The sequence below is a fragment of the Methanobacterium sp. BAmetb5 genome (assembly GCF_003491305.1).
Classification (GTDB): domain Archaea; phylum Methanobacteriota; class Methanobacteria; order Methanobacteriales; family Methanobacteriaceae; genus Methanobacterium.
The window spans coordinates 1791656-1817500 of the sequence record NZ_CP022706.1 but is presented as its reverse complement, the minus strand read 5'-3'; the positions used below and the strand labels follow the sequence as shown (position 1 = coordinate 1817500).

Below are 25845 nucleotides of genomic sequence, written 5' to 3'. Positions count from 1 at the left end.
AAATAGAATGTAGATCTGGAGTTTTAAGTTCAGATATTTTTTGGTAAAGGGAATCTACGTCTATTTCCTCACCATAACCAGGGTCACGGCTTAAGGAGGTGTCACAGTAGTTGCAGTTGAGGTTACATCCGGTGAACCTTACAAAGACCTGTCTGCGGCCTATCAGTTTCCCTTCGCCCTGTATACTTGAAAAAACTTCGGAAATTCTGCTTTTTATTTTTAATCCCCCATTACTCTGCAGTTTTGGTAAAAAAAGCTCCCTGGCCTATTCCCTCATTTACACACACCGAAACACTTTCAATATCTCCCTCTTCTTTAAGTGCCTGGAACAATCTAGTGGCCAGGTACTCGGAGAGTTCTTCAGCAGAGGTGGAAGGCAGGGGAAGGAGACAGCAGTCTTCCCGGGGGATTTTATATTCTTTAGGACCTATGGAAAATTCTACCGGATTTTTACTCTTAAAATCCAGTTCTTTACTGTTTTCTGGTATGAGTAGTTTGTGATCCAGTTCTTTGCACATTTTCCGAACTATTCCCTTGACTGTTTTAAAGTCGGCCACGAATCCGAACTCCCCGCAGCGTTCCCCTTCCACGGTGACGTCCACATGGTAGGAATGGCCATGTATTCCCCCGCAGGACTCGTGGCAGGGGATCATGTGGGCCGAGGCGAATCTTAAGTTAGCGTGTATTCCATTGATAACTATTTTCATTTAAAAACCTTCTAAATCTGTTATTTTCCTTATATTAGTTGTTACTTCATTATATTAGTGTGAATTATTCCTTAAGTGAATTTTATAACCAGAACCTGCCTTTTTAACCAAATATAGCGGATTAAAAAACTCGAGTTTTGGATATGTCCTCTTCTATATCGGCTATTTCCCTTGCATACTTATTTGATATATTTTCTGATAGCTCCCGGACATCTTCAAAGGTTAATGCCGTTGAGCATTCCTTTAAACCCACTGTTTCCACATCATCCGGTGTTCCCTGGCTGGTCAGGTTCAGGGCAAAGTGTATCTTCATACTGCTCACCGAACAGGTGGCAATGGATACACTGAGCTTCCCCTGGCCAACATAGAGGTCATCACCCTCACGACGGGCTTTGATACCTATTTCTTCCAGTAAATCTTTAACCATCATGACCAGGAGTCTTTGGCGGTGGTAACACATCCGGATATCTGCGGGTTGCACATCAAAGTGCTCGATTATAAAGTGAACCATTTCCGAGGAGGTGATCTCCAGCCCCACATCCTCGTAGTCAATTAACTCCTGGGAGTGGATGTCCATGGGGCCGATCCAGGTCACGATACTGGAACCCTTTATTCCCAACTCCTGAAATGCCCACATAGGCTGTATTTGACTTCCATCATAGAGCAGTCCGGCTTTGAGTGTTTTTTGTTTCATGAAAATCAGGTCTATCTTTAGGTGAATTCTATTATTCTCCAGAGTGGATATAATTTGTGGACCCATAATCTATGTTGGGGGAACCCCTTACTGTTGGGGGATCACCTTACCGGTTAGGGGATCACTACCATATTGGCCCTCACCTACCTCGGGTGACATCCTTCCTAAGATTTACTCTGTTTCCAGTTCACGGTAACCAGTTACCGGGTCGAACACCCGCCGGAAAACCAGGTCACAGGGGGCAATGCAGATCTCTGCGGTGGTGTGTATCAGACAGCCAGTTTTAAGGTGTCCTCCCGTAACCACCCCCTCTTTATCCGCCACTGCCAGGTGGATGTGAACCCCGTTGGTGGCCAGGGTTCCCGTGGCCGAAACTATCTCCAGGGGCCCCTTGACAACCTTTTCCCTTCCATCAGCCATTCTCAAAACTGCATCTTGAAGGCTGCCCACCATACACAGAATTATACCTGATTTTAAGTCTTCAACATCCCTTATATCTTCCAGAGCTTTCTTTAAGTCCTGTTCTGGTTCCAATCTTCGGACTATCATATTTAATAATAGGTCACCGCATTAAATTAATTCATGCGAGCCAGAGTCCGAGACTTTATCTACACCAAGGATGATCTTTTCTTGGCCACCACTACCTATCTACACCCCCATGACCGAATACAATCATTTCTGCGTTATATTCCAGATCCTAAGGGGGAAAGATCCCTCAATGGCTCCCGGTATACCAAGGTAGACTCCCAGCAGGCTTACACTTTTTTAGAGAGGAATTATCCTGATTACCTTTTTGACTGCCAGGTTACCCGGGTTAAAATGATGGGTGCACCCCGTGATAGGGTGGAAAAAATCTTAAGCCCAGTGGATCGTCTCCAGGAAATAGTTGAACTTTCTTCACCCGATGAACTGCTCCTTAAAGTCGTTAAGGTAGCCGAAACCTTCATGGATGAGGCGGGAATCAAGCTGAAACACCTGGGTATTTCTGGATCCATACTACCCCAGCTCTACGATCCCCGGGTTTCTGATATTGACTTCGTTGTTTACGGCCTCAAAAATCACCGGAAGGCCATGGAAACATTCGAATCAATGAAGAATGACCCTAAAAGTCCATTAAAAGCTATTGAGGACGGTTATTGGGCTAAGCTTTATGCGAAGAGGATTAAGGATGGTACACTTAGTTATGATGAGTTTTGCTGGTACGAGAACCGTAAAAATAACCGAGGAGTAGTGGATGGGACACTGTTCGACATATTAGCCACCAGAGAATGGAATGAGATCAAAGGGACCTATGGTAATGAGACCTACCAACCCTGCGGAACCATAGCCATTGAGGGCACTGTTTCTGATGCCCTGGCTGCCTTTGATAACCCGGCAGTTTACCAGCTGGAAGACGTCCAGATACTGGAAGGCCCTGATGTCCCTCTACGAGAAGTGGCCTCCTACACCCACACCTACTCTGGCCAAGCCAGAGAAGGGGAGAGGATCCTTGCCCGGGGAAAACTGGAGAAGGTCATGGGTAAAAAAACCCATTATCGCCTAATTGTAGGGACCACCAGAGAATCATTGGGAGAATATGTCAAATTAAAGGACTTGAAAATAGTTTAAACCGGAATTAAATCATTTGAAAGTGTGATTCAGATGGAATTTAAAATTACGGGAATAAAAGTTAAATTAGAGGATCTAAAATAAATTAATTAAGTAAAAGCATTAATTGGGATTTAAGGAAAATAAATGCAGCAGGAAGTATTTTTAATGAAAGAAACAGTTAATATTGGACTTATAGGTTTTGGGACCATTGGGAGTGGCGTGGTAGCTACTTTAAACCAGAACCTCCCATTATTAGAAAATAAGGTTAACAAAAAGGTCAATCTCAAAAGGATAGTGGACCTGGACATAACCACTGACCGTGGTGTGGAGGTCCAGCCCGGAGTGCTCTCCACCAGTGTGGATGATATCCTGGAAGATGAGGAGATCGACATTGTTATTGAGCTGGTGGGAGGATACCAACCGGCACTGAGTTTTATTCTGAAGGCCATGAAAAATGGTAAACACGTGGTAACCGCCAACAAGGCCCTTTTAGCCAAGCACTGGGACGAAATAATCACCAGCGCCCAGGAAAACGAGGTAAGAGTATCATTTGAGGCTAGTGTTGGTGGAGGCATACCATTACTGGCACCAGTCAACGATGGGCTGGCGGCCAACAACATTGAAACCATTTACGGGATCATCAATGGAACTGCCAATTACATACTCACTAAAATGGCCGCTGAAGGTCTTGACTTTGATACTGTGCTTAAGGAAGCTCAGGAGATGGGTTACGCAGAAGCAGACCCCACCTTTGATATTGAAGGACATGATACTGCTCAAAAACTCATTATACTAAGCATACTTGGCTTCGGAGTTTACGTTGAACAGGAAAAGTTCCATGTAGAAGGCATTACCCGGATAACTCCAGATGATATTCAGTTCGCCCAGGATGAGCTGGGAAGCGTGGTTAAACTACTGGCCATCGCCAAAATAGAGGACGGTGAACTGGAAATAAGGGTGCACCCCACCCTGGTCCCGGAAACCCACCTACTGGCATCGGTTAACGATGTGTTCAACGCCGTGTACCTGGAAGGTGATGTGGTGGGCCCAGTACTCATGTACGGAGCCGGAGCCGGTATGATGCCCACCGCCAGTGCCGTGGTGGCCGATTGCCTGGACATAATCCAGGATATGGAAAAACCAGTGGCCTATGGACCCCGGGAGACCCGGGTGGAACAGGTTAAGGATATCTCTGATGTGCAGTCCAAGTACTACCTGCGAATAACTGCCCTAGACCAGCCCGGAGTTTTACATTCCATATCCGGAGTTTTAAGTGACCTGGACATTAGTATTGAATCTGTGAGTCAGAAAAAGGCTGCGGAGGGCGAGGCCGTGCCTATATTCATGGTGACCCATCAGGCCCTGGAGAAAAATGTGCAGGAAGCCATAAAACTCATTGACCAGATGGATTTGGTGAAGGCCAATACCAACCTCATCCGCTTACTGGAATAAACAAAAAAACCATTACAAACTTAAAAACCATAATTTTTTTTCATGGTTTTTAACTTTTTTATTCTATTTTTTTAAAATCTTAAATTAAAATAATAATAAAAAAAAGGGTAGGAGATAGATTATTAGGAAAATGATTCTTGGACCTTGATCAGGACTTGATCATGGTCAATATCATCTTGTACCTTTCCACGGCGTGGAGGGCATGGGGTTCATTGGCGGGCATGATGATCATGTCCCCTCTTTCCAGCTGGTGTTTCGTGCCGGAGATGGTTATTTCTGCCTTTCCATCAATGACCTGGACCATGGCATCGAAGGGAGCAGAGTGTTCACTTAAACCTTCCCCTTTATCAAAGGCGAATATGGTCACAGTTCCTGTTTCCTTACGGATTATCTCCCTGCTTACAACGGCTCCTTCCTGGTAATCCAGCAGATCTTCCACATTTATAACCACAGACTTCAGTTCTTCTGTCATTTTTGCACCTACCATTGTTATTATTTTAAATCACTATAAATTTCACAATTTAACTAAGGTCACAATTTCAATAATTCTACCATAATTTCAACAAAAAAGTACTCCTTAGCCCAGTTCCATGAATTCAATTAAATGCTGCAGGTAACCCACGAAGTTAAAGAGTGAATCCACGTAATCCCGGGCATCCTCTACATCGTTAACATCGTAATCCTTCTTGGTGATCACATCCTCGAATCTGGACCATATATCTTCTTTGATGGAGTCTAACATGAAGTTCATGAGAGTATCCAGGTTTTCCGTGTTGATGGCCTGTTTAGTCATGATGATAACTGGTTCTTCATTGATCTGGGAAGGTCGGAGTCCAGTGTAGGCTTTTCCCCTGCCTTTTAGATTCAGGCGGACCGCAGTTTCAAAGAACCAGTAGTCAGCCAGTTCTGCCGCATCTCCCGATAACTCCCTCACCAGGCAGGTTCGGTCGAAAGCATCCTTCAGTTCATCTTCATATTTCTCCCGTACGTAGGGGAGTACGTAATTAACATTCTCCATTTCCAGGGCTTCCTCGGCCGCTTTGACCACCAGACTATCCATATTCTCACAGCGAAGTGTCATCATCTCACCCTCAGATATTTAATAATTCTGGAATTTATGGCAGGATAATATTTGTTGGTAAATAGTAATTAAATGATCCACCGCCGTGATTTACCGGAATTAATATAATTTATAAATCACGTGGGAACATAGTATAACCGGTGATACCATGGATAAAAAAACTGAGGAACTCCTTAAAAAATGTGAAGATGTGGAAGATACCAGTATTATGGGCACCTGCAAAGGCTTATTGAAAATGATGGCCGAAAAAGATGTGGTTGTTGAGGATAAAGAGGGACAAACCTATCTGGACATGGCTGAAAACCTCAAACCAAGTGATGTTTCACAGGTCCTGCAGTTAGCACTGAAAGTCAGGGAAAGTGGCGATATCACTGACGTTGAACTTAAAAACGAAGCAAGTAGGCTTATTCGGGCCATAGAAATGAGTTAAACGAAAGTATAACTGCAAAATAAACTCGAAAGTTCAAATTCATTCATTTTTCAAAAAATAGTGGAGATCTCTATTAGAGATCTTTAAAATATTTTTTTCTTAATCCCCTTATTCAAAAACCTATCTTAAAACTTATTCTGACCCAGTTTTTTAATGTCAAACAGGGCAGTATCCGCCACGGCCATTACTGCCATAACCCCCGCCTGTATGGGGTCGGTGACCACTAGGTCTGCCTTTTCCGTCACACTGCCCGGCATGTTTAGGCTGATAACAATGACCTCGTGATCCTTTTTTATCTCTTCAATGGCCTGGGTTATTTTACCCCCCATTAAAGATCCGGCCAGGACCAGTGCACCAACTCGGGGCAGCCTTCCCACGGCAGAAACTGCCTCAGAAAGGTCTTCTTCTCCCACCAGGGGGATGGTGTCCACACTGATGTGTTCTCCCCGGATGTTGTGGCGGTCAGCTTCGGTTATGGCTCCCTGGGCAACCATAGCCACCTGTGCTCCTCCACCGGTGATGATTATCCGTTTACCAAAGACATCCTGGAGTGTGGGGCATTCTTCAACACTATTCACCGCTTCCAGCTTCCCAATATTCTCTATTAGCTTTTCCACATTTTCCACGGCCTCTAGTTCCATGTACAGGGAGGCATGGCATTTGTCTTCAATGAACATGTGGGTGTAGGTGATGTTGATCTGGCACTGGGCAGTTAGTTCGGTTATGTCCCGCAGTACTCCGGGCTGGTTAACAGCTTTGATATTTATGGCAATTTCGCCCATTTTACTTGGATCTCCTTATGAATTCTCTAGTTCTAGTTTGGCTTACTTTCTAAATTAAACTATCGATCATGGTGTTAAGTGGTAATTTACAATTTCTGACAGAGAGGGCAGATATAGGAAGATGTGCTCCCGGTTTTGATCTTTTCAATGGTGCCCCCGCATTCGGGACAGGGTTCACCTTCTTTATAGGCCACCAGGAAATGTTCGGTACCGAATCCATTGTTTTCGCCATAGAAATCCTTTTCATAGGCCAGCCCACCTAATTCAACGGCTTCTTTAAGGTTTTCCTGGATTATGTGGTGTAAATCGTCAATTTTAACTGATTCAATGGTATTGGCCACCTTCTGCGGGTGTAGTTTTGCCCGGAACAGTATATCATGAATGTAAACGTTCCCTATTCCTCCAATTTTCTTCTGGTTCAAGATGAGGTTCTTGATCTGGGAACGGGCCTGGCAAAGCTTCTTTAAGTATTCAGGGGTGAATTCCGGGTCCAGGGGAGTGATGGCAATATCTTTAGTGGCCTTATGTTGAGGTAATTCCTCATCCGGCAGGAGTTCGGCCCTTCCAATCCACCAGAATTTGGAGGTGAAGTAGGAACCATCGGTGAACTGGAAGAGGCATTGGTATTCTTCAGGTATCTCCTGCCCCTCTTTGTGGTAGAGCACGTCAGCACCCATGCCCAAGTTCAGCAGTAGATGATAATCATCAGACAGCTGGATGAAAATCCATTTACCCTTATTGTAAACTTTTAATACCTTTTTACCCCTTACTGTCTCCAGGAATTCTCCGGGAGATAGGTTTAATGATTTCTCCTGGCGGAGCTCTCCACCGACAAATTCCTTTAACTGCAGTTGTTCATCCATTTGTTTGCTTAAGATCAAAAGTTCTGGTAATTCTGCCATTCACTTGTCCCCATAGAAAAACTATAACTTTACAATATTGGATTTAACTTAATTATTAAATTACAGTGGTCAAACACCTCTTTGGCCGTGTTTATACCATTGATAGCTGCCGGGAACCCGGCGTACCCCACCGCAATTTCCTTCTCCAGGAGACTGGTTCCGGTTCTACTGTAGAGTCTTCCAAGGAAAATTCAATGATATATATGGCCAGATCAGGAGTTATATCCTTTAAACTTTCCACCACTGCTTCTCCAGCTTCACCATCAATTTCTTTAAGTTTTTCCCAGCCTCTACTGTACCGGTCCACTTTATCACCACTCCCCAATCATTACATCTTACGAACACATTCAAAATCCTGATTTTTTACCAGTTATTTCTTCTATTTCTACTTTTATAATTATAACACTACTCAGGGATTTATCCGAGTATTGGAAGGTTTTTTCAGGGCGGGATGAAGTTCCCGGGGAGTATTTGTTCATGATCACATCCAGTGCTTCTTTTTTATCGGCAGTATCATGGAGGAAATAGGCTTTACCCGAACCAATCACGCTCAGGTATCTCATTCCCCAATCACAGGGGATTTTGGAGGTAACCAGCCCGGTTTCAATATCCGCCTGGAAACAGAGATTATTATTCTTCCTTAAAATATCAATTTTCCGGCCATGAGTGGCTGAGTGGAGATATAAAGTCGGGTCCTGGTAACCGAAGTTCATGGGCACTATGTAGGGCTTTCCATCATCACATAAAGCTACCCGACATACTTCAGATTGGTTTAATATTTCCTGGATTAACTCCGGGTCTTTGATCTCTTTATCACTTTTTCTCATGCTAATCTCTCTAAGAGCGTGTGCAGCCATTAAAATGTTGACTGGCCGTTAAAATCTTTTGCTATACTGTAATTCTTTGAATTTTATGATGTATTCTGTTCCCGGGCTCCGGTTGATGGTTAATTCTCCATTTAACTGTTTGACCAAATTTAAAACCAGTTGGAGGCCCAGTGTTTCTGTGTGTTCCAGGTCTATTTCCCGGGGCAGACCAATCCCATCATCCTTGATGGTGAGTTGCAGCTCATCCTGACCCTTGAATTGGATCTTTATGGTCCCTTTACTGTCTGGAAACGCGTATTTCACACTGTTGGTTACCAGTTCGTTGATTATCAGGCCACAGGGGATGGAGGTTTCCATGCCCAGTTCAATGTTATCAATATCCATTTCCAGTTCAATGCTCCCGGCCTTAACACCGTAGGTGTATAGGATATCATAGGCCAGCTTTTGAATGTAATCTTTGAACCGGATCCGGGCCAGGTCCGGTGACTGGTACAGTTTTTCGTGGATCATGGCCATGGTCTTCACCCGTCCCTGGCTTTCAATCAGGACATCACTGGCTTCTTCCTCATGTACATGTTGAAGCTGAAGGTTCAGAAGGCTGGAGATGATCTGCATGTTGTTTTTAACCCGGTGATGGATTTCCTTTAAAAGAACTTCTTTTTCTGCCAGGGAATCCCGGATTGCAGCTTCGGAATACATCTTTGCAATTACTGTCCCGGTTTCCATACCTATGGTCTCCAGGATATCCATTTCCAGGCTACTTATACTGTTTTTTTCCCGGCTGACCACGTGTATGGATCCGATCACCTTTTGAGCCGAAAAGAAGGGAACTACAGCCACTGCTTTAAAGCCAAATTCCTTCAAAACTGGCCTAACCTTAAGATAATTGTAAAAAGCCTTTCCCTCCAGGTAAATTGAAGAATAGGGTTCTTTAGCCACCTCCAATTTCTCTACTTTTTCTATGAATTCCTCGGGAAGATTTTCATAATACTCCAATTCTGCAAATTCCTTATTTTCATCCAGCAAATAGATACTGCCACTTTCAAAGCCCAATAAATATAGTGTTGAATTTAAAACACCTTTAAATAGATCATGGATGTTTTGGGCGTTGTTGGCAATGTTAACAATCTTGTTCAATATGATAAGCTTTTGTAAATGGTCCTGGGTCATTTCCTCGGCTATTTTCTGGCGGGAAATATCTCGGATAATGGTGCACATGAAAAATTTTCCCCCGGATTTAAAGGGGAAGTTAAGGGCCTCAACAAATATTTCATGGCCATCTGGCCGTTGAAAAGAGTATTCCAATTTTTTTAAGTAAGGGGGCAGTTCTTGATTCTGGTAGATCCGGTCTATATCCTCCTTTAAATGGGAAGCCCGCTGGTCGCTAAAGGTGGAAGGTAAAGATTGGAGGATTATGGTGGATACATATTTCCCGTGCACTTCATTCTCAGCCAGGCCAGTTATTTCCTCCATACTACTGTTCCATTCAATGATCCTTCCTTCTTCATTGGAAAGTACCACTCCGTTGTAGGATTGTTCAACTACATTCCGGTATTTTTCCTCACTTTCTGTCACTGCTTTTTCCGCTTGTTTTAACCGGGTTATATCCACTACCATGCCTTCATAATATTTACTATGGTCTTTTCCACCTTTAACTGCCTTGGCATTGACCAGCGCCCAGGCCTGAGTTCCATCTAGCTGGAAAAATTCCACTTCAAAATCTTTAACTTCCCCCTCAGTTTCCAGGCGCCTTTTAAATTCATCCCGATCCTCAGGATGGGCGTATAGATCGTTTTGAATATCCTGAACATTTTCTATCAGTTCTTCCGGAGAATCGAAGCCAAATACCCGAGCAAAGGCAGGATTAGCATTAATGATCTTACCATCCGGGGTGGTCTGGTAAATTCCCTCTGTAGCATTTTCAAATATATCCCGGTACTTCTGTTCACTCTTCACCAGGGCTATTTTTGATTTTTCAATTTCAGTTACATCCTGAATTATCCCAAATGCCACTACTGACTTGGTATTTGTATCAAATAATACCTGAATCGACTGTTTTAAATGCCTAATCTCACCATCCGGCCTTAATATGCGGAATTCGTACTCACATTTACCACCCCTGCGGAATAACTCCTCCCTCTTTTGAATACACTGCTCCCGGTCATCAGGGTGGATCTGGGCATCGATATTTTCAAAGGTGGGCTGGAATGTTTCATCCACACCCAATATCCTGTAAATTTCTTCAGAACAGTTTAAAACTCCAGTTGCCATATCCCAATCCCAGCTACCCATATGACCCAGTTCTTGAGCCTTTTTAAGGTGCAGAGAATTTTTTATCAATTCTCGTTCATAGGATTTGCGTTCTGTTATTTCCTGAAAGAAAACTGCCAGCTTCTGCACTTCCCCCTCTTCCACTAGGGGGAATATACGGTGGTGGAAGTATTTTTCGTCCCGTTCATCTTCAAATTCCACTACTTCCCTGGTTTTGATGGCTTCTTTCAGGTGTTCCCATCGATTCTGGAATATATTCTCCGGCAGGAATAGACTTAAAGGCTTACCTATCAGTTCATCCGGGGTAACGTTGAACCGGCGTGAAGTTGCATCGTTTGCCTTTAATATCACCCCCGAAGGATCAATTAAAAACATGTCATTGGAAGCTTCTATAAGGGCATTAGTGAACTCAGTACTGGTTTTTAATTTCTTTTCCATTCTATCTTTGTAAAGAACCAGTTCTATGACATATTTCAGTTCAGTAACATCGTAAGGTTTTATTATGTAACCGTATGGTTCAGTTAATTTGACTTTTTCAAGGTTAGACTCTTCAGACTGTGTCGTTAAAAAAATAACTGGTATGCCTAGATCTTTGATCATAGCAACCACATCAATGCCACTGATATCATCTTTTAGCCTAATATCCATTAGAATAAGATCCGGCTGGAGCTCGGAAATCTTTTCCACAGCTTCTCTCCCTCTAGAAGCTATGTAAACAACATCATAACCCATTTTTTCCAGTGTATGCTTAGTATCTGTGGCCTCTACACTCTCATCTTCCACCAGGAGAATTTTATCAGTCAATATTCCAACCTCAAAATTGGTTTTGTTGGTACCAACATATAATTTTTTTATTTTAATTTGATAAGTGGGAATGCCGCCATGATAGTATGATAATCGGTGCCACCAACTTGCCCTGCACTACACTGTTCTTAAAGGAAACGGAGGGGGTACTTTAAAGATATATAAACCAAGTTAGCCTTCACCCTCATATTTATTTCCACCGCCATGGTGATAACTACTTATTTTTTGTTCAGAAAATAAACAATAAATAAAGTATACCCAATAGGAGGGATTGTATGGGACATAAACAGGTAGAGCTTAAAGTTGATGATGATTTTTATATCCTGGTAGATGAAGGAATAGGGGATATTATTAAAAACTTCTTTCACTGGGAAATTGAAACCTGTAATTCATGTATTGATTATAAAGGGTCAGTGTGGATTGAATTTTGCGCATATGAAGATTGGGAGCAATTTCTACAGCTAGCACTCCGTAATAAAATCAATGCATCCGGTAAAAACCCTGAAAAAGAAACACTGTGGGATTTCCTTCAGGAAAAGTCCAGGGTAAATCTGGTTTTTGATGAAGAATTAATAGACGACCCCAACAGTGAAGAAGGAACAGTTGGAACCGGGGTTCTAATAATATGTGTTGGTTTAAAATTCCCTAAAGAATTAATGGGTGAGTTTAGAGAATTATTCTTTGAAGTTTTCCCCCCAGAATAATTTATTTTTTTTACTTCTTTAAAAAAAGGCAAAACAATAGATATAATTCTGGAAAAGAAGAATTTCGCTGGATAAACTTGTACTTTAAGTTTTTAAGAAGGATTACGTTTTTTATTTTCTGACATTTTTAGAATCTAGTTACGAACGAACGTTAGTTTTATATACCATGAAGACAACCTTAATAGTATGAGACTAACGAACGTTATTCTACCAACTGGTTAACTTAACCATAATTTTATATATTAAAAAAGAAATAATAAAACTATGAAACCGGATCCAGTTGAGAAATGGTTTGTAAAAGGAGATTATCCCGAATCTACAGAATCTTTATACCGTTTAGGTCTCAAACATTATTGTGAATTAATTGGTAAGACCCCAGAAGAATTAAAAGAAGAAGCTGTGTATGAAGAGAATCAAATCCCACGAATGGCAGATAGAAATATTGATTTTTACTTACCACAATTTAGAAAACATCTTAAAGATAGTGGTAAAGCCCCACAAACTATTAAAGTATATTTGAGCGCTGCTAAATCATTTTACAAATACAATGGAATTCAAGTTCCAGATGTAACTACTAAAGGTAATGACCTCTGTTTAGAGAAAAATGAAGGAAGGTTACTAAAACGAGAAGAAATCCAAAAAATGATTGAAATTTCCCCTATACGTGACAAAACAATAATATACTTAATGGCACTCACCGGGATGTCCCAAGCCGAAATGAGGAATTTAACAATAAGGAAAATTTTGGATGCAACAAGTGTGGCACTTAATGAAAAAATAGATACCGTAGAAGAGTTATTTAAAAATGAAGAAAAACTTAATGATGTTATTTTAAGTTTATTAATTACTAGAAAAAAGGTACATTATAGATATCATACTTTTATTCCCCCAGAAGTATCAAGAAATATCATTTATTATCTAAAAGAAAGGTCTTATGGGCGAAATGAAAAAATCAGAATATCGAACATAAATAAAGAACTTTTCGTTAACCATGATGGTGAACCTCTAACTAAACATAATGTTTCAAGTAATTTTAATAGAATAGGGAAAAAATTAGGGTTTAAAACCAATGAAAAAGGGGCTTATGCATTCTGGCGTAGTCATGGGCTTAGGAAATATTTCATTTCTACAATAATCAATAAAACTGGAGATCATGTTTTGGCTGATTATCTTGTTGGTCACAAAATTGATAGAAATAAACAGGCATATTGGAAAGCAGACCCGGAAGAACTCAAAAAAAGATACTTAGATGTTCTTGAATTTCTTTCGATAGACGAAATTAGTGTAAAAGATTATACCAGTGAAGAGTATACTAAAATCAAGAAAGAAATGAAGGAAATGAAGGAAAAAGACCTTAAAAGGCAGTCAGAACTGAATGAAAAGGATCTTAAAATTCAGAGTTTGGAAGCTACGGTAAATGAACTAACAGGCCGAATGGATGATGTAGAATCTAACATTGAATTAAAATCGGATGAAGATGTAGAAGTAATTAAAAATTTTATAAATAAAGTTGGAAAACGTTTAAAAGAAAATCCAGACGATTTTAATCATATAACCGATGCAGAATGGGATGAACTTAAAAAACAAATAGAAAAATGATTACATAATATCTTACTCTTTTATTATTTTTTATTACATTATGTGATTTCCCCAGTACTATTTTAGGGTACCTTATTCCGTGGCTTTGAAAATCCTCACCCACAAAAGAACCACCTACCCCACTACATCGCTTCGAAGATGTTTCCGTACCTTCTTTCCATTTTAAATCCATCTATCCATGTATGAATAGGTTGATAGTTGCTTTTATTCTTTCTATCCACTCCTTGTGAATTAATAAAAAAATAGGAGTGATTCGATGGATAGATTTGAAATACCACAAGAGAAAAGAGGAACTGAATTGAGTTCGTTTTTGAGTGAAAAACTTGATGAAATAATTGATCAAGCATTCTCTCAAGATATAGATGCAGTAAATGAGTTTATTAGTCTTTGGAGCTCTAACCTGAATCTACATGAATACAGCATCGGGAATGTCATCCTCGCATGGGCGCAGTATCCTCAAGTAAGTATGTTGAGTGGATTTAAGAATTGGCAAAAGCTCGGTAGAACTGTATGCAAAGGTGAAAAAGCTATAAGAATTTTAGCTCCATTAAAAAGGAAAGTGAAGGATAAAGATACAGATGAAGACATGTACATTGTTAAGGGGTTCAAATATGTGAATGTCTTTGATGTAAACCAGACTGAAGGTGAAAACCTTGAATTCGGGCATCCGGACAAGGTTAAAGGTGATATTTCATTTGATAAAATAAAGCAGATAAGCCCATTGCCTGTTGTTGTCAAGTATTCGGCGACGAGCAATGGCAATGTAAATAAAGAACGCATTTTAGTTGCTCCAAAGGATAATGAAGCCGCTATGGTGGCTAGTTTAATACATGAGGTTGCTCACTACAAGCTCCATATCTCAACTGGGATTAAATTAGATAAAGCAGTGAAAGAAATAGAAGCTGAAGCTGTTTCTTATATTGTATCAAAATATCTCGGCATGCAGAACGATAAGTCCAAATATTATATCCGCTCATGGTCCATGGGAACTGAAGAGCTCCGTGGAAGAGGTAAAAAAGTCGTATCCACTGCAGAAGCAATAATAAGGGAGATTGAAAGTCTCTCTTAATCCATTTTTTGAAAATAACATAAAAGGTGATGAAAAATGGATGAAGATATAAGGTTTGGTATTGGTTTAACTGGCCTCATAGTGAGCATTTCTTTTGTTATTGGTGATATTGGTGGCTTAATAGCATCATTAGCATTCTGCAGTATTCCTTGGGCTTATGAAATTAAAGAGAGATTTCATTCCTCACCAATGAGGCTTGAAACTTGCCAATTATGTGGCAATAAATTTAGAATCAGGAATAAAACTATGGAGTGGGAATACAGAACCATTGGACTTTGTCCAATCTGTTTAGATTCTATTTTCCAATATTCAAAAACTGTCCCAGAAAAGCCAGCAAACTAAGCTGGTATTTATTTTTTTAGAGGTGATATAATGTTTTTAGAAGTAATTATAGATCTATTTGGTAATGCAATTGGAATATTTATCCTTGGTTTTTTCGGTTTCATAGTTCTTTTTTATGGTTTAGCTCTTGTAATTTCTGTAGGGGTAGGGTTGATCGTCTTTATTGCGCTAAATCCATTATCATGGATTTTCATAATCGCATTGTTAGCAGGAGGATTTTTAATAATAGCAAAATAACATTATTGCACGGTGAAAAAATGACTACTAACGAAAAGGATAATGAAATACCTGGATTTAGAAATTACGACAAATTTTTAGAAGGATATTCTGTATTCAGTGATTATTATACGGATAGAATGAAAGATATTGTTGGGGGAAAACATAATGAAAATGAATTACCGGATGAAACTAAGGAAAAATTCCTTCCCATAGTTAAAGCCTTAATTAAAGGTGCGGTGGCGCTACAATTTGTAGGAGATCAGGATTTCTACTACAATAATAATGACATGGAAATCCTTATCAAATTCAAAAAAGACTACAAAGAGATGACAAAGGAAGAAATTGCATTTAACTTAATGAAAGATGTAATTTTAATCTTAGAACAAGAAAAAAATCAATTTGAACGGATTGTAGCAACATATGGGGGTTAATAACTATTTATTTTTTTATATGTTGATTTATACGAGCATATATGAGTATATGTACTTTTATAGGCATATTAAACGCATATAACGATTTTTGTGTTTGAGGGTGAGATTAACTATTAACTATAATATAATATAGTGTAATGTGTTTTTGGAAATTGATTTAGAGCCTTTATTTTTCGATTTAAGACCTTAAAAATTCCTGTTTGACTAGCTCATTTTTACCCATCTTAAGATTATTCACATTACTTACAAAAATCAACTTCAATGAGGAGCAATAAGGGCTTTTTTATGAAAATAAATTATTTTAAACAATTTTCATTTTCTTAAGTTTTTTCACATGCGGATAAATGCAGCACCCTTTGCATAAAAAATAAAGTCTTCAATCATTTCACGGTCAATGTTTATATTAGGGTGTCTTCTTTTAATTGCCGCAGGAGTTAGAGATATGTCTTCTTTTAATAGTTTATCAATTGTACGTAAATTATGGGGTGTTATCTCCTTTATAATCTTTGTTATGAAAGGTGTATTGTAACTTTTTTTATTATCTCTTTTATACAACCTGAATTCTTTTGCTATCTCTGCTGATGTTGATCCAGTGTTATAATAATATTCACTAATTGCAACGCCCAAAGCTAGTGGGTAAACACCTCTATAGTCCCTTGAGAAATGAATTCTAGTATTATCTTTATCATATGAAACAATAGTGAATTCTTGTTTAATTTTTTCTGGGATGTCTCCAAAAACATATATAATTGGATTATCTTTTAGGAATGGTCTAGCTCTGTGAATAGCTTGGTATTTTTCACTTTCATCCTGGTTTTGAGCATACTCAGAAAATTTATACCATAATTCTAAATCTATTTCTCCTGCCTCACGTTGTTTTCGGAGTTCTTCATGATACCAATCTTCGTAGTCGCCTTTAAATCTATATGAAACGGGTTTCTTTTCTCTATATCCATCGCCACTATTACAATCCCAATGTTCGTGTTTACCGTAACAATCAACGTATTCATGATAAATACAATTCATTCCATCTTGGATTTTATATATGGGTTTGTAAATTGATTCTTCAGTAAAATCTGTTAGACAAAGCTTATTGTATCCTTTTAATATGCCTGATACTTTTTTTTGGGGTGTTCCTATAATGAAAAGTGCATCAACGTTTTTTAACTTATTTGACCCTCTAAGATTAAAAAAATGCTCAGTTTTACCTAAACCCTCAAATAATGGTTCTAGATCTTGGTATGTGATTATTCCAACATGATGGTATTTGCGTTTAATTTTATTTATAAACGATTTAAGTTCTTTTTCTGTTTTTTTACCATTTTCAGTTAGTTTTTTGTTATTGAAATCCCAAATGCCTGTTTTGTAGTAATAATTGTTTTTATCCATTCTGTAGATAGTTTTGTGTTTGTCTCTGATGTTGCTGTCATATGACCTTGTTAATAAATCAGTGATGGGACCAAGTGGTTGGTTAATGAATGGATCTCTGGGTTTGTTTTTATGCTCAAAATTATACCTAGCAAGTGTCACCTCATAGGCTTTAACATCAAAACTTGCATCAAGCATGATAATTGGTAATTTTTGCCTTGCGAGGTCAAACACAGTATATAATAAGGGCTCATAGTAACAGGAACTATTGCCATAGATAGTGTGATAGTAATAGTACTTAATAAGATTATATGGTCTAAATTTTGCTATTTTCTTAACATCATCCCACTGTTTCCCCCTTATCGCACCATTTAAGGAACTGTACTTTTTACGATTAATTAGTTTGATATTCTCCTGTAAATAATCTAATAAATCAGCACCCCAATCCACCTCTTCTAAAAATTTAACATTCTCATATTTACCCATTGCTTGAATGGATTCGTTTAAAGATTCTTCTTTTAAAGTGTATTCAGTTCCATACTCCATTGCTTCATCAACAAGCAACATATCAAATTTATACTTACCTTCCTTATTCAATACTCTATCGGAGGTTAAAAAATGATAGGGAGCTATAGCTTTTTTGGTATTGAATTGTTTCCAGTAAGGACATGTTCTTCTATCACAACTTTGGATCTGACATATTGTTTTTATAGAAACTCCATACGAGTCCAATTTCTGAACTTGTCCTTTATATTCCTTACATTTTTCAGGGAAACCTTGCCAATATTTAGCTCTTAAAGCAGAATACTCGCCTTTTAAAAGTTTATGTGAACCTGTTACAAGCAAATAACTATTCATCTTCTTCAATAACTCATTTGTATGATGAGTTTTACCTACACCTGGCTGAAAAGACAAAATATCTATCCCTGATGATTCTAACTTGAAATTATGAATGTAATTGCGCACTTCTTCCAAATTATCCCCAAGAATTATTGGATCCTGAAACAATCCATACTTAAACATCTCAGCCAAATTTAACTTTGCTACCATTATTAGCCCTCATCTCAATCTTCAAAACAGCTAACGGTTCTCTCTTACCAATATTTTCAGTACAAATATTAAAATCAGTGATATTGTAACCCTGTTCACCCATCACAGCAGCAACATAGACTGCTTTAGAATTGTTAAATCCTTTAGACAGAATTTCTAAGATCTCACATGGATTATGCTTAATAAAATCTATATATGAACCTGCCTTTTTAGTTCCAATTTTAACTATCATATTCATTCCATTAAAATTAAATGGAAATGTATGTGTAATGCAAAATGAGGGGTTAAGTTAAAAAAAGTTGCACTACACAATACCATTCCACTATTTTAGTTATTCTTTTTAAGAGACTCTACTACACTTTGAATTTTTTTTGTATAATTCAAAGCTTCTTGTTGAGACCTTTTAAAATCAAAAAACATCTCTTTTTCAAATGGAGATAGATCATTGCAATAATACAGCTCTAAGTAAAAATCCTGTTCAATTAAACTCTGTTCTAGTTTATCTGCAATAACCTCGATTAATATTATTTTGTCATTCATATTTTCACCTCCTGTCAATTTCAATTAAATTTCTCAAAGATTTAGGAGTATAACGCTCAATTATCTTCTCTTTATAATTGTAGAGTAACTCAATTCCATCTCTTAGAAGCTGGTTTATACTCACTTCGCCTCCCGTTTCAGAGACTTTATTTTTGATTTCCTCAAGTTTTTCTCTTTCTTTTTTACTTAAACTCAATAATTTGGCTTCTGTATACTTTCTTGTCATTATTTCACGCCCTACACGTTTGTTGTATAGACGTCATATTCGGGTTGTATTAAAGATACCGACATTAGTTAACGTTAAATCCAAAATCAAAAACTAAAAACCCCTATCCATAAAAACTAACAATTCAAAGTATGCCAAAAAGATCGAATGCATCTATCCCACCGACACAATATACGCACACCTCGCACATCTTTCTAAACCTAAATTCATGCATAAAAAAATATGTAAATAAATGAGTAAGCGAGTTAAACCCTTTTTGTATCAATATTTCAGTAGAGTTGGTGTAAACTCCGCTTTGTAAATGATTAAATAGAAAAATTTATTGTTTGTGGTGAAAAACAAGATTTATAGTATTATTGGAAGGTTGTAATCATCATGGCAAAAAACAATGGGGCGAACTTAGGATTCGAAGAGAAACTATGGCAATCCGCAGACAAACTAAGAAACAATATGGACGCTGCAGAGTACAAACACGTGGTTTTAGGTCTTATTTTTTTGAAATATATTTCAGATGCATTCTTAGAAGTTCATGCAGGATTAGAAGCGGATGAATATGCAGATGCTGAAGACAAAGACGAATACATAGCTCTAAACGTTTTTTGGGTGCCACCTGAAGCTCGGTGGGATTACTTACAGGACCATGCCAAACAGCCAGACATTGGTAAACTTATTGATGATGCCATGGATGCAATAGAAAAAGACAACCCCAACCTCAAAGGAGTTTTACCAAAAGACTATGCAAGGGAAGCTCTAGATAAACAAAGCCTAGGTGGAATAATAGATTTAATAGGCACTATAGGACTCGGAGACAAAGAAAGCAAAAGTAAAGACATTCTAGGACGAGTGTATGAATATTTCCTGGGACAATTCGCCAATGCCGAAGGAAAAAAGGGTGGACAATTTTATACTCCACGTAGTATCGTTAAAATCCTGGTAGAAATGATAGAACCCTTTTCTGGACGAATTTACGATCCATGCTGTGGTTCTGGAGGAATGTTTGTACAGAGTGAAAAGTTTGTCGAAGCTCATGAAGGAAAATTAGGAGATATAGCCATCTACGGACAAGAATCTAACCAGACAACTTGGCGATTGTGTAAAATTAACTTGGCTATTAGGGGTATTGACTCCAACATCCAATGGGGCGACACTTTCACTGAAGACAAACACCGAGACCTAAAATCAGATTACATCCTGGCTAATCCACCATTCAACGATAAAGATTGGAAAGCAGACCTATTAGAAAACGATGCAAGATGGAAGTATGGAATCCCACCTAAAAGAAATGCAAACTTCGCATGGGTACAACACTTCATCCACCACTTATCACCCACAGGAATAGCAGGTTTTGTCTTAGCTAATGGTTCAATGTCCGCAGGAGGACAGGAAGGGAAAATACGACAAAAAATCGTTGAAGCAGATCTTGTTGATTGCATGGTGGCTCTACCATCACAATTATTTTACAACACTGGAATACCTGCATGTTTATGGTTCTTAAGCAGAGACAGATCCAATAGCAACTTCCGTAATCGAAAGGGTGAAATACTATTTATTGATGCCAGGAAGATGGGACACATGGCAGACCGTACTCATCGTGAGTTAACAGATGAAGCTGTGCAAGAGATAACTAATGTATATCATAGTTGGCGTGGTGAAGGTGGAGAATACGAAGATGTCCGTGGCTTCTGCAAGTCAGTGAACATAGATGATGTAAAAAAACACGACTACATACTTACACCAGGACGATATGTTGGGTTCGCTGAGGAAGAGGAAGACCCGGAAGAGTTTAAGGAAAAGATGAGAAGACTTACTTCTGAGTTAAAAAAACAGTTCGAGAAGTCTGAGAAGCTGGAGAAAGAGATTAAAGCTAATCTTGGTGGGTTGGGGTATGAATTATAGTTTTGATATCTTACAGAGAAAAGTTATATCTTCTATAAATAAGTTAATGGATTTTGATTCTTGTTTATTAAACGAAAATGCCAATGAACGTTCCATAACTCATAAACTCGCTGAATATTTGCAACAGGAATTTAAAGAGTGGAATGTTGATTGTGAATACAATCGGATGGTGAATGGGGACTCACAAGATCCAAAAAGGATGCGTTTTCCTGTTGAAGATACCAAGTCTGATGATACTGATGCAAAGACTGTTTTTCCTGACATTATAATTCATCAAAGGAACGAGAGAAAAAATTTACTTGTTATTGAAGTAAAAAAGAAGTTCCGAAACAGAATAAATATGGAATTTGACCAGCGAAAACTTAAAACATTCACTTCTGACCAATTTGAGTATTCTTTTGGTTTGCACATTATTTTTTATGTAAAGAGCAATTTTAAAAAACCTCCACTCTATCATTGGTATGAGAATGGAGAATTAATGGAGATTTGAATATAATGCTACCTGAAAAATTCCAAGAAACCGAAATTGGATTGATTCCTGAGGACTGGGAAACAGGAAATATTAATGATGTTTCAACTGTTAAAGGAAGAATAGGGTGGAGAGGATACACAAAAAATGATTTAAGTTTATCAGGACCATTAGTTTTAGGAGCTACCCAAATTTCTAAGAATAATGAGATAGACTTATCTAAACCTGTCTTCATTTCAAGAGAAAAATACGAAGAATCTCCAGAAATTAAATTAAATAAACATGATATTCTGATTGTAAAAGTTGGAAATACTATTGGAAAGGTTGCAATAATAAGGGAAGAAATTGGAGAAGCAACTCTGAATCCAAATTGTGTTGTTTTAAAAAACGTGAAAATTGATAATTATTTCCTATTTTATTTCTTATTAACAAAACAAGCCCAACATTACTTAATAAATGCTAGTGCTGCATCTGCTCAACCAGCAATTAATCAAAAAGACATAAAATTAATGACACTTCCTATTCCTCCGTTGGATCAACAAAAAAAGATTTCCTTTATATTATCTTCATTGGACCAAAAAATCCAACTCAACAACCATATGAACCATACCCTTGAGGAAATCAGCCAAGCGGTATTCAGGTACTGGTTTGTCCACTTTGAATTCCCCGACGAGAACGGACAGCCGTATAAGTCTAGTGGCGGAGATATGGTGGATTCTGAGTTGGGGGAAATTCCAGTAGGTTGGAGTGTCAAAAAGTTAAAAGATACTTGTAATATCACAATGGGCCAATCTCCCAAATCTGAATTCTATAATGAAGAATGTGAAGGTTTACCATTCCACCAGGGAGTTACCAATTTTAGAGAACGATTTCCAAAAGATAAAATTTACTGCACCCTTGAAAATAAAATTGCAGGATATGGGGATATTTTATTCAGCGTAAGAGCCCCTGTAGGCAGAATAAATATTGCTAAGTCAAAAATGGTGATCGGAAGGGGCCTCAGTGCTATCAGACATAAAAAAGACTTTCAATCATTCTTATTATATCAATTAAAGAATATTTTCACCGAGGAAGATTCTATAGGCAGCGGAACTGTATTTAATGCTATTACTCGTAAAGATTTAGACGATTTAAATGTTATTGTGCCTAATGAAGAGCTTGATAAACAGTTCAATGAATTTGTAAGCCCCATGGAGAAACAAATAGAAAATTTGGTCTTAGAAAACGATAATCTAACCAAAATTCGTGACTCTCTCCTTCCTAAGCTCATGTTTGGTAAGATAGTAGTAAATGTTCCTGAGGAGGCCAACGGAAAATGAAAGGGATAAACGAGGATATGGTAGAACAGGAAGCCTTGGAGATCCTCGAAGAACTTGGATACGAAATCCTACACGGCCCAAACATCTCACCTGATGGCCCAAGCCCTATGAGGGAACTCTACAGTGACGTGGTCATAACTGAAAGATTGAGAGATATTATATATCGTTTAAACCCAGATATTCCGCCCACAGCCAAAGAAGAAGCAGTGAAAAAAGTAATCAGGACAGACAGCCCAGACCTGCTCACAAACAATCTAAACTTTCATCAGCTCCTAACCGATGGAATCACCATCGAATACCGCAAAGATGGCAGAATAATACATGATAAAGTTTGGCTTTTTGACTTCCAAACCCCAGAGAATAACGATTTTTTAGCAATTAATCAGTTCACAATCATAGAGAATGATAATAACCGCCGTCCTGATATAATTCTTTTTGTTAATGGCCTACCTTTAGTTGTTATTGAGCTTAAGAATCCTGCAGATGAGAAGGCTACTCTTAGTAAGGCATACCAACAGCTCCAGACCTACCAATCCCAGATCCCCTCTCTATTCCATTTCAATGAAATATTAATGATAAGTGATGGAATGGAAGCTCGTGCAGGTACATTAACCAGTGATTATCAGCGTTTCATGCCATGGAAGACTATCGAAGGAGAAAAAGATGCATTGTTAACTATGTTGGAAATGGAAGTGCTCATTAGAGGTATGTTAAACAAGCAAGTCTTGTTAGATATTCTACGTCATTTTATTGTTTACGATGATGCTGAAGCTACTATAAAGAAAAAACTCGCTGCTTATCATCAGTATCATGCTGTTAATAAGGCTGTAGGAGCCACAATTGAGGCAGCTAGTCTTGAAGGGGATCGAAGATGTGGGGTAGTTTGGCACACTCAGGGTTCAGGTAAGAGTCTTATAATGGCTTTTTATGCTGGTAAATTAGTTTTGGAAATGGATAATCCAACTTTAGTGGTTTTAACCGATAGGAATGATTTAGACGATCAATTATTTGGTACTTTCAAAGCTTCACAGAATGTTTTAAGGCAGGAACCTGTACAAGCAGATAGCAGAGAAAATCTTCAGGAATTATTACAAGTTGCTAGTGGGGGCATTGTATTCACAACCATCCAAAAATTCCTTCCAGAAAAAGGAACTGAATATCCGACACTATCCGAACGGAGGAATATTGTAGTAATAGCTGATGAGGCACACCGTTCACAATACGACTTCATAGATGGATTAGCCAGACACATGAGAGATGCTCTACCAAATGCCTCATTTATTGGTTTTACAGGCACACCTCTTGAACGTGGAGACAAGAACACAGTTGCAGTATTTGGTAACTACATAGACATATATGATATTGAACAGGCTGTTGAAGATGGAGCTACTGTCCGCATCTATTACGAGAACAGACTGGTTAAACTAGACCTGAAAGAAGAGGAAAAACCACATATAGACCCTCAATTTGACTTTATTACTGAAGGCCAGGAAATGGAGAGTCAGGAAAAGCTTAAAAGTAAATGGGCTAGAATGGAAGCTATTGTTGGAAGTGAAACCCGTATCAAACGAGTAGCTAAAGATTTAGTGAACCATTTTGAAGCCAGATTCAAAGCACAAGAAGGCAAAGGTATGGTTGTATGTATGAGCCGCCGCATATGCATAGAATTATACAAAGAAATTATCAAGCTCAGACCTGAATGGCATAACGATGATGACATGCACGGCTTTTTAAAAGTAGTCATGACGGGCAGCGCTACTGATCCCTTGGACTGGCAACCACATATACGCAACAAGCCACGAAGAAAACAATTGGGAGATACTTTCAGGGATCCCAGCTCACCAATAAAGCTAGTAATCGTAAGAGATATGTGGCTCACTGGTTTCGATGTACCCAGCTTACACACCATGTACATAGACAAACCCATGCAGGGACATGGACTTATGCAGACAATAGCTAGGGTAAACAGAGTATATAAGGACAAAGAAGGTGGCCTTATTGTTGATTACCTTGGAATTGCTACCGAACTTAAAAAAGCTTTATCTCAGTACACTGAAGGTGGAGGTCGTGGAGAAATAGCATTCGACCAAGAACAAGCTGTTGCAATAATGATGGAGAAATATGAAATAGTAACTGGATTATTCCATGGATTCTATTACAAAGGATTCTATAAAGCAACTACTGGAGAGAAATTAAAGCTTATGCGCGATGGAGCTGACTTTGTTTTAGTCCAAGAGGATGGTAAAAAACGTTGCTTAAAATATGTGAATGAATTGTCCAAGGCGTTCTCTTTAGCAGTACCACACCCCCAAGCTATGCGAATAAGGGATGATTTAGCTTTTTTTAAAGCTGTAAAAAACTACATAGTCAAGGTCACATCCCCACCCGGAGAACAGGTGGAAGATGTTGATATGGCTATCCAGCAGATCCTATCCACAGCCTTAGTATCAGATGAAGTCTTAGACCTCTTCCAATTAGCCGGACTTAAAAAACCAGACATATCCATACTCTCAGATGAGTTTCTCTTAGAAGTTAAAGACATGGAACATAAAAATACTGCTGCTGAACTACTCAAAAGACTCCTAAACGATGAAATAAAAAGTATTTCTCGTAAAAATGTTATTGAAGCACGTTCGTTCAAGGATATGCTTGAGAAAACCATTCATGACTACCATAAACGCAACATTGATGCCATATCAGTCATCGAAGAGCTTATCGAAATGGCTAAGAAGATGAGGGAAGCACAAAATAGAGGGGACGATTTAGGACTCACAGAATACGAACTCGCCTTTTATGATGCTCTTGGTGTTAATGATAGTGCAGTGAAGGTTTTAGGTGATGATGTACTAAGAGAGATAGCTATGGACTTAGTCAAAGCTATAAAGAGCAATATAACGATTGATTGGACTTTAAGAGAAAGTGTGCAGGCACAAATGAGAGTAGCAGTAAAAAAAATACTGAGACAATACGGATACCCTCCAGACAAAGAAAAACTAGCAGTAAAAACTGTATTGGAACAGGCTAATCGAGTTTGTGAGGAATGGGCAAAAATTTAATTGATGGTAGGGGGTTT

Annotated in this window: 28 protein-coding genes (1 of these 28 running past the window's edge); 13 read left to right on the top strand and 15 right to left on the bottom strand. The window is 38.6% G+C overall.

Features of this window, described 5'->3' with window-relative positions; all coding sequences use genetic code 11:
- The 4 genes from CIT02_RS08955 to CIT02_RS08940 form a co-directional block, all read right to left on the bottom strand.
- Positions 1–184, bottom strand: partial view of a 7-carboxy-7-deazaguanine synthase QueE gene (locus CIT02_RS08955; RefSeq protein WP_292614948.1) — the 5' end (the start) only. The gene continues 485 nt to the left of window position 1, outside the view; 184 of the gene's 669 nt are visible here — the first part of the coding sequence; the start codon lies at positions 182–184; its stop codon lies beyond the left edge, outside the window.
- A 46-nt stretch (positions 185–230) separates the two neighbouring features.
- A complete protein-coding gene (locus tag CIT02_RS08950) occupies positions 231–707 on the bottom strand; it encodes a 6-carboxytetrahydropterin synthase (protein WP_292611712.1) in 477 nt (158 codons plus the stop codon).
- 121 nt (positions 708–828) lie between these two features.
- Positions 829–1401 (bottom strand): DUF366 family protein, encoded by a 573-nt coding sequence (locus CIT02_RS08945; protein ID WP_292611710.1) that lies wholly within the window; start codon positions 1399–1401, stop codon positions 829–831.
- Between the two features lie 171 nt (positions 1402–1572).
- Complete coding sequence (locus CIT02_RS08940) at positions 1573–1950, bottom strand: PPC domain-containing DNA-binding protein (protein ID WP_292611707.1); 378 nt, start codon at positions 1948–1950, stop codon at positions 1573–1575.
- 33 nt (positions 1951–1983) lie between these two features.
- Between CIT02_RS08940 and CIT02_RS08935 the strand changes: the two genes are divergently transcribed.
- Complete coding sequence (locus CIT02_RS08935; protein WP_292611706.1) at positions 1984–3009, top strand: DNA polymerase subunit beta; 1026 nt, start codon at positions 1984–1986, stop codon at positions 3007–3009.
- A 147-nt stretch (positions 3010–3156) separates the two neighbouring features.
- Entirely contained in the window at positions 3157–4443 is a 1287-nt protein-coding gene (locus CIT02_RS08930) for a homoserine dehydrogenase (protein WP_292611704.1), read from the top strand.
- A gap of 148 nt (positions 4444–4591) precedes the next feature.
- On the opposite strand, the gene CIT02_RS08925 is transcribed toward CIT02_RS08930, so the two are convergent.
- Entirely contained in the window at positions 4592–4915 is a 324-nt protein-coding gene (locus CIT02_RS08925; RefSeq protein ID WP_023992894.1) for a cupin domain-containing protein, read from the bottom strand.
- 105 nt (positions 4916–5020) lie between these two features.
- Positions 5021–5527: a DUF6448 family protein gene (locus tag CIT02_RS08920; protein ID WP_292611700.1), complete on the bottom strand. Its 507-nt coding sequence runs from the start codon at positions 5525–5527 to the stop codon at positions 5021–5023.
- 145 nt (positions 5528–5672) lie between these two features.
- Here CIT02_RS08920 and CIT02_RS08915 point away from each other — a divergent pair, with 145 nt between their 5' ends.
- Positions 5673–5954 carry a hypothetical protein gene (locus tag CIT02_RS08915; RefSeq protein ID WP_292611698.1) on the top strand — a complete coding sequence of 94 codons (282 nt, stop codon included), beginning with the start codon at positions 5673–5675 and terminating at the stop codon, positions 5952–5954.
- A gap of 125 nt (positions 5955–6079) precedes the next feature.
- Here the strand turns inward: CIT02_RS08915 and CIT02_RS08910 are convergent, their stop codons facing one another.
- The 5 genes from CIT02_RS08910 to CIT02_RS08890 all read right to left on the bottom strand — a co-directional run bounded on the left by CIT02_RS08910 (position 6080) and on the right by CIT02_RS08890 (position 11540).
- Entirely contained in the window at positions 6080–6736 is a 657-nt protein-coding gene (locus CIT02_RS08910) for a DUF5612 domain-containing protein (RefSeq protein WP_292611697.1), read from the bottom strand.
- An 86-nt stretch (positions 6737–6822) separates the two neighbouring features.
- On the bottom strand, positions 6823–7638 hold the full coding sequence (locus CIT02_RS08905; protein WP_292611695.1) for an Fpg/Nei family DNA glycosylase: 816 nt from the start codon (positions 7636–7638) through the stop codon (positions 6823–6825).
- A gap of 91 nt (positions 7639–7729) precedes the next feature.
- Entirely contained in the window at positions 7730–7945 is a 216-nt protein-coding gene (locus CIT02_RS08900; protein WP_292611693.1) for a hypothetical protein, read from the bottom strand.
- A gap of 40 nt (positions 7946–7985) precedes the next feature.
- On the bottom strand, positions 7986–8465 hold the full coding sequence (locus CIT02_RS08895; RefSeq protein WP_292611692.1) for a pyridoxamine 5'-phosphate oxidase family protein: 480 nt from the start codon (positions 8463–8465) through the stop codon (positions 7986–7988).
- Between the two features lie 48 nt (positions 8466–8513).
- Positions 8514–11540 carry a PAS domain S-box protein gene (locus tag CIT02_RS08890; RefSeq protein WP_292611691.1) on the bottom strand — a complete coding sequence of 1009 codons (3027 nt, stop codon included), beginning with the start codon at positions 11538–11540 and terminating at the stop codon, positions 8514–8516.
- Positions 11541–11815: 275 nt separating this feature from the next.
- Here CIT02_RS08890 and CIT02_RS08885 point away from each other — a divergent pair, with 275 nt between their 5' ends.
- From CIT02_RS08885 to CIT02_RS08860, 6 genes are all read left to right on the top strand, one after another.
- Positions 11816–12244: a hypothetical protein gene (locus CIT02_RS08885; RefSeq protein ID WP_292611689.1), complete on the top strand. Its 429-nt coding sequence runs from the start codon at positions 11816–11818 to the stop codon at positions 12242–12244.
- 264 nt (positions 12245–12508) lie between these two features.
- Positions 12509–13843: a site-specific integrase gene (locus tag CIT02_RS08880; RefSeq protein ID WP_292611687.1), complete on the top strand. Its 1335-nt coding sequence runs from the start codon at positions 12509–12511 to the stop codon at positions 13841–13843.
- Positions 13844–14099: 256 nt separating this feature from the next.
- Positions 14100–14912, top strand: coding sequence for an ArdC family protein (locus tag CIT02_RS08875; RefSeq protein WP_292611685.1), 813 nt, complete (start codon positions 14100–14102; stop codon positions 14910–14912).
- A 36-nt stretch (positions 14913–14948) separates the two neighbouring features.
- Positions 14949–15254 carry a hypothetical protein gene (locus CIT02_RS08870; protein WP_292611683.1) on the top strand — a complete coding sequence of 102 codons (306 nt, stop codon included), beginning with the start codon at positions 14949–14951 and terminating at the stop codon, positions 15252–15254.
- A 30-nt stretch (positions 15255–15284) separates the two neighbouring features.
- Positions 15285–15491, top strand: coding sequence for a hypothetical protein (locus CIT02_RS08865; RefSeq protein ID WP_292611681.1), 207 nt, complete (start codon positions 15285–15287; stop codon positions 15489–15491).
- A gap of 20 nt (positions 15492–15511) precedes the next feature.
- On the top strand, positions 15512–15904 hold the full coding sequence (locus tag CIT02_RS08860) for a hypothetical protein (protein ID WP_292611679.1): 393 nt from the start codon (positions 15512–15514) through the stop codon (positions 15902–15904).
- Between the two features lie 330 nt (positions 15905–16234).
- Here the strand turns inward: CIT02_RS08860 and CIT02_RS08855 are convergent, their stop codons facing one another.
- The 4 genes from CIT02_RS08855 to CIT02_RS08840 all read right to left on the bottom strand — a co-directional run bounded on the left by CIT02_RS08855 (position 16235) and on the right by CIT02_RS08840 (position 19088).
- A complete protein-coding gene (locus tag CIT02_RS08855; protein ID WP_292611677.1) occupies positions 16235–18322 on the bottom strand; it encodes a hypothetical protein in 2088 nt (695 codons plus the stop codon).
- Positions 18297–18554 carry a hypothetical protein gene (locus CIT02_RS08850; protein WP_292611675.1) on the bottom strand — a complete coding sequence of 86 codons (258 nt, stop codon included), beginning with the start codon at positions 18552–18554 and terminating at the stop codon, positions 18297–18299. Before CIT02_RS08850 ends, CIT02_RS08855 begins: the two co-directional genes overlap by 26 nt.
- 95 nt (positions 18555–18649) lie before the next feature.
- Positions 18650–18862: a hypothetical protein gene (locus CIT02_RS08845; protein WP_292611673.1), complete on the bottom strand. Its 213-nt coding sequence runs from the start codon at positions 18860–18862 to the stop codon at positions 18650–18652.
- Positions 18863–18866: 4 nt separating this feature from the next.
- A complete protein-coding gene (locus tag CIT02_RS08840; protein WP_292611671.1) occupies positions 18867–19088 on the bottom strand; it encodes a hypothetical protein in 222 nt (73 codons plus the stop codon).
- A gap of 375 nt (positions 19089–19463) precedes the next feature.
- Between CIT02_RS08840 and CIT02_RS08835 the strand changes: the two genes are divergently transcribed.
- From CIT02_RS08835 to CIT02_RS08820, 4 genes are read left to right on the top strand one after another with little or no spacing between them, the layout of a single operon-like run.
- The gene (locus CIT02_RS08835) at positions 19464–20984 is read left to right on the top strand and encodes a class I SAM-dependent DNA methyltransferase (RefSeq protein WP_292611669.1); all 1521 of its coding nucleotides are present in this window, start codon (positions 19464–19466) and stop codon (positions 20982–20984) included.
- Positions 20974–21474 (top strand): hypothetical protein, encoded by a 501-nt coding sequence (locus CIT02_RS08830; RefSeq protein WP_292611667.1) that lies wholly within the window; start codon positions 20974–20976, stop codon positions 21472–21474. The genes CIT02_RS08835 and CIT02_RS08830 overlap by 11 nt, the downstream gene beginning before the upstream one ends.
- A 5-nt stretch (positions 21475–21479) precedes the next feature.
- Positions 21480–22772 carry a restriction endonuclease subunit S gene (locus CIT02_RS08825; protein ID WP_292611665.1) on the top strand — a complete coding sequence of 431 codons (1293 nt, stop codon included), beginning with the start codon at positions 21480–21482 and terminating at the stop codon, positions 22770–22772.
- Positions 22769–25828, top strand: a complete 3060-nt coding sequence (locus CIT02_RS08820; protein ID WP_292611663.1) for a type I restriction endonuclease subunit R — start codon at positions 22769–22771, stop codon at positions 25826–25828. The genes CIT02_RS08825 and CIT02_RS08820 overlap by 4 nt, the downstream gene beginning before the upstream one ends.
- Positions 25829–25845: the final 17 nt, after the last annotated feature.

Coding starts and splice junctions, on each gene's coding strand:
- CIT02_RS08930 (WP_292611704.1), top strand. CDS start 3,157: ATGAAAGAAACAGTTAATATTGGACTTATAGGTTTTGGGACCATTGGG.
- CIT02_RS08885 (WP_292611689.1), top strand. CDS start 11,816: ATGGGACATAAACAGGTAGAGCTTAAAGTTGATGATGATTTTTATATC.
- CIT02_RS08875 (WP_292611685.1), top strand. CDS start 14,100: ATGGATAGATTTGAAATACCACAAGAGAAAAGAGGAACTGAATTGAGT.
- CIT02_RS08880 (WP_292611687.1), top strand. CDS start 12,509: ATGAAACCGGATCCAGTTGAGAAATGGTTTGTAAAAGGAGATTATCCC.
- CIT02_RS08860 (WP_292611679.1), top strand. CDS start 15,512: ATGACTACTAACGAAAAGGATAATGAAATACCTGGATTTAGAAATTAC.
- CIT02_RS08940 (WP_292611707.1), bottom strand. CDS start 1,950: ATGATAGTCCGAAGATTGGAACCAGAACAGGACTTAAAGAAAGCTCTG.
- CIT02_RS08855 (WP_292611677.1), bottom strand. CDS start 18,322: ATGGTAGCAAAGTTAAATTTGGCTGAGATGTTTAAGTATGGATTGTTT.
- CIT02_RS08830 (WP_292611667.1), top strand. CDS start 20,974: ATGAATTATAGTTTTGATATCTTACAGAGAAAAGTTATATCTTCTATA.
- CIT02_RS08950 (WP_292611712.1), bottom strand. CDS start 707: ATGAAAATAGTTATCAATGGAATACACGCTAACTTAAGATTCGCCTCG.
- CIT02_RS08935 (WP_292611706.1), top strand. CDS start 1,984: ATGCGAGCCAGAGTCCGAGACTTTATCTACACCAAGGATGATCTTTTC.
- CIT02_RS08910 (WP_292611697.1), bottom strand. CDS start 6,736: ATGGGCGAAATTGCCATAAATATCAAAGCTGTTAACCAGCCCGGAGTA.
- CIT02_RS08895 (WP_292611692.1), bottom strand. CDS start 8,465: ATGAGAAAAAGTGATAAAGAGATCAAAGACCCGGAGTTAATCCAGGAA.
- CIT02_RS08825 (WP_292611665.1), top strand. CDS start 21,480: ATGCTACCTGAAAAATTCCAAGAAACCGAAATTGGATTGATTCCTGAG.
- CIT02_RS08865 (WP_292611681.1), top strand. CDS start 15,285: ATGTTTTTAGAAGTAATTATAGATCTATTTGGTAATGCAATTGGAATA.
- CIT02_RS08820 (WP_292611663.1), top strand. CDS start 22,769: ATGAAAGGGATAAACGAGGATATGGTAGAACAGGAAGCCTTGGAGATC.
- CIT02_RS08840 (WP_292611671.1), bottom strand. CDS start 19,088: ATGACAAGAAAGTATACAGAAGCCAAATTATTGAGTTTAAGTAAAAAA.
- CIT02_RS08945 (WP_292611710.1), bottom strand. CDS start 1,401: ATGAAACAAAAAACACTCAAAGCCGGACTGCTCTATGATGGAAGTCAA.
- CIT02_RS08845 (WP_292611673.1), bottom strand. CDS start 18,862: ATGAATGACAAAATAATATTAATCGAGGTTATTGCAGATAAACTAGAA.
- CIT02_RS08920 (WP_292611700.1), bottom strand. CDS start 5,527: ATGATGACACTTCGCTGTGAGAATATGGATAGTCTGGTGGTCAAAGCG.
- CIT02_RS08835 (WP_292611669.1), top strand. CDS start 19,464: ATGGCAAAAAACAATGGGGCGAACTTAGGATTCGAAGAGAAACTATGG.
- CIT02_RS08905 (WP_292611695.1), bottom strand. CDS start 7,638: ATGGCAGAATTACCAGAACTTTTGATCTTAAGCAAACAAATGGATGAA.
- CIT02_RS08925 (WP_023992894.1), bottom strand. CDS start 4,915: ATGACAGAAGAACTGAAGTCTGTGGTTATAAATGTGGAAGATCTGCTG.
- CIT02_RS08850 (WP_292611675.1), bottom strand. CDS start 18,554: ATGATAGTTAAAATTGGAACTAAAAAGGCAGGTTCATATATAGATTTT.
- CIT02_RS08915 (WP_292611698.1), top strand. CDS start 5,673: ATGGATAAAAAAACTGAGGAACTCCTTAAAAAATGTGAAGATGTGGAA.
- CIT02_RS08870 (WP_292611683.1), top strand. CDS start 14,949: ATGGATGAAGATATAAGGTTTGGTATTGGTTTAACTGGCCTCATAGTG.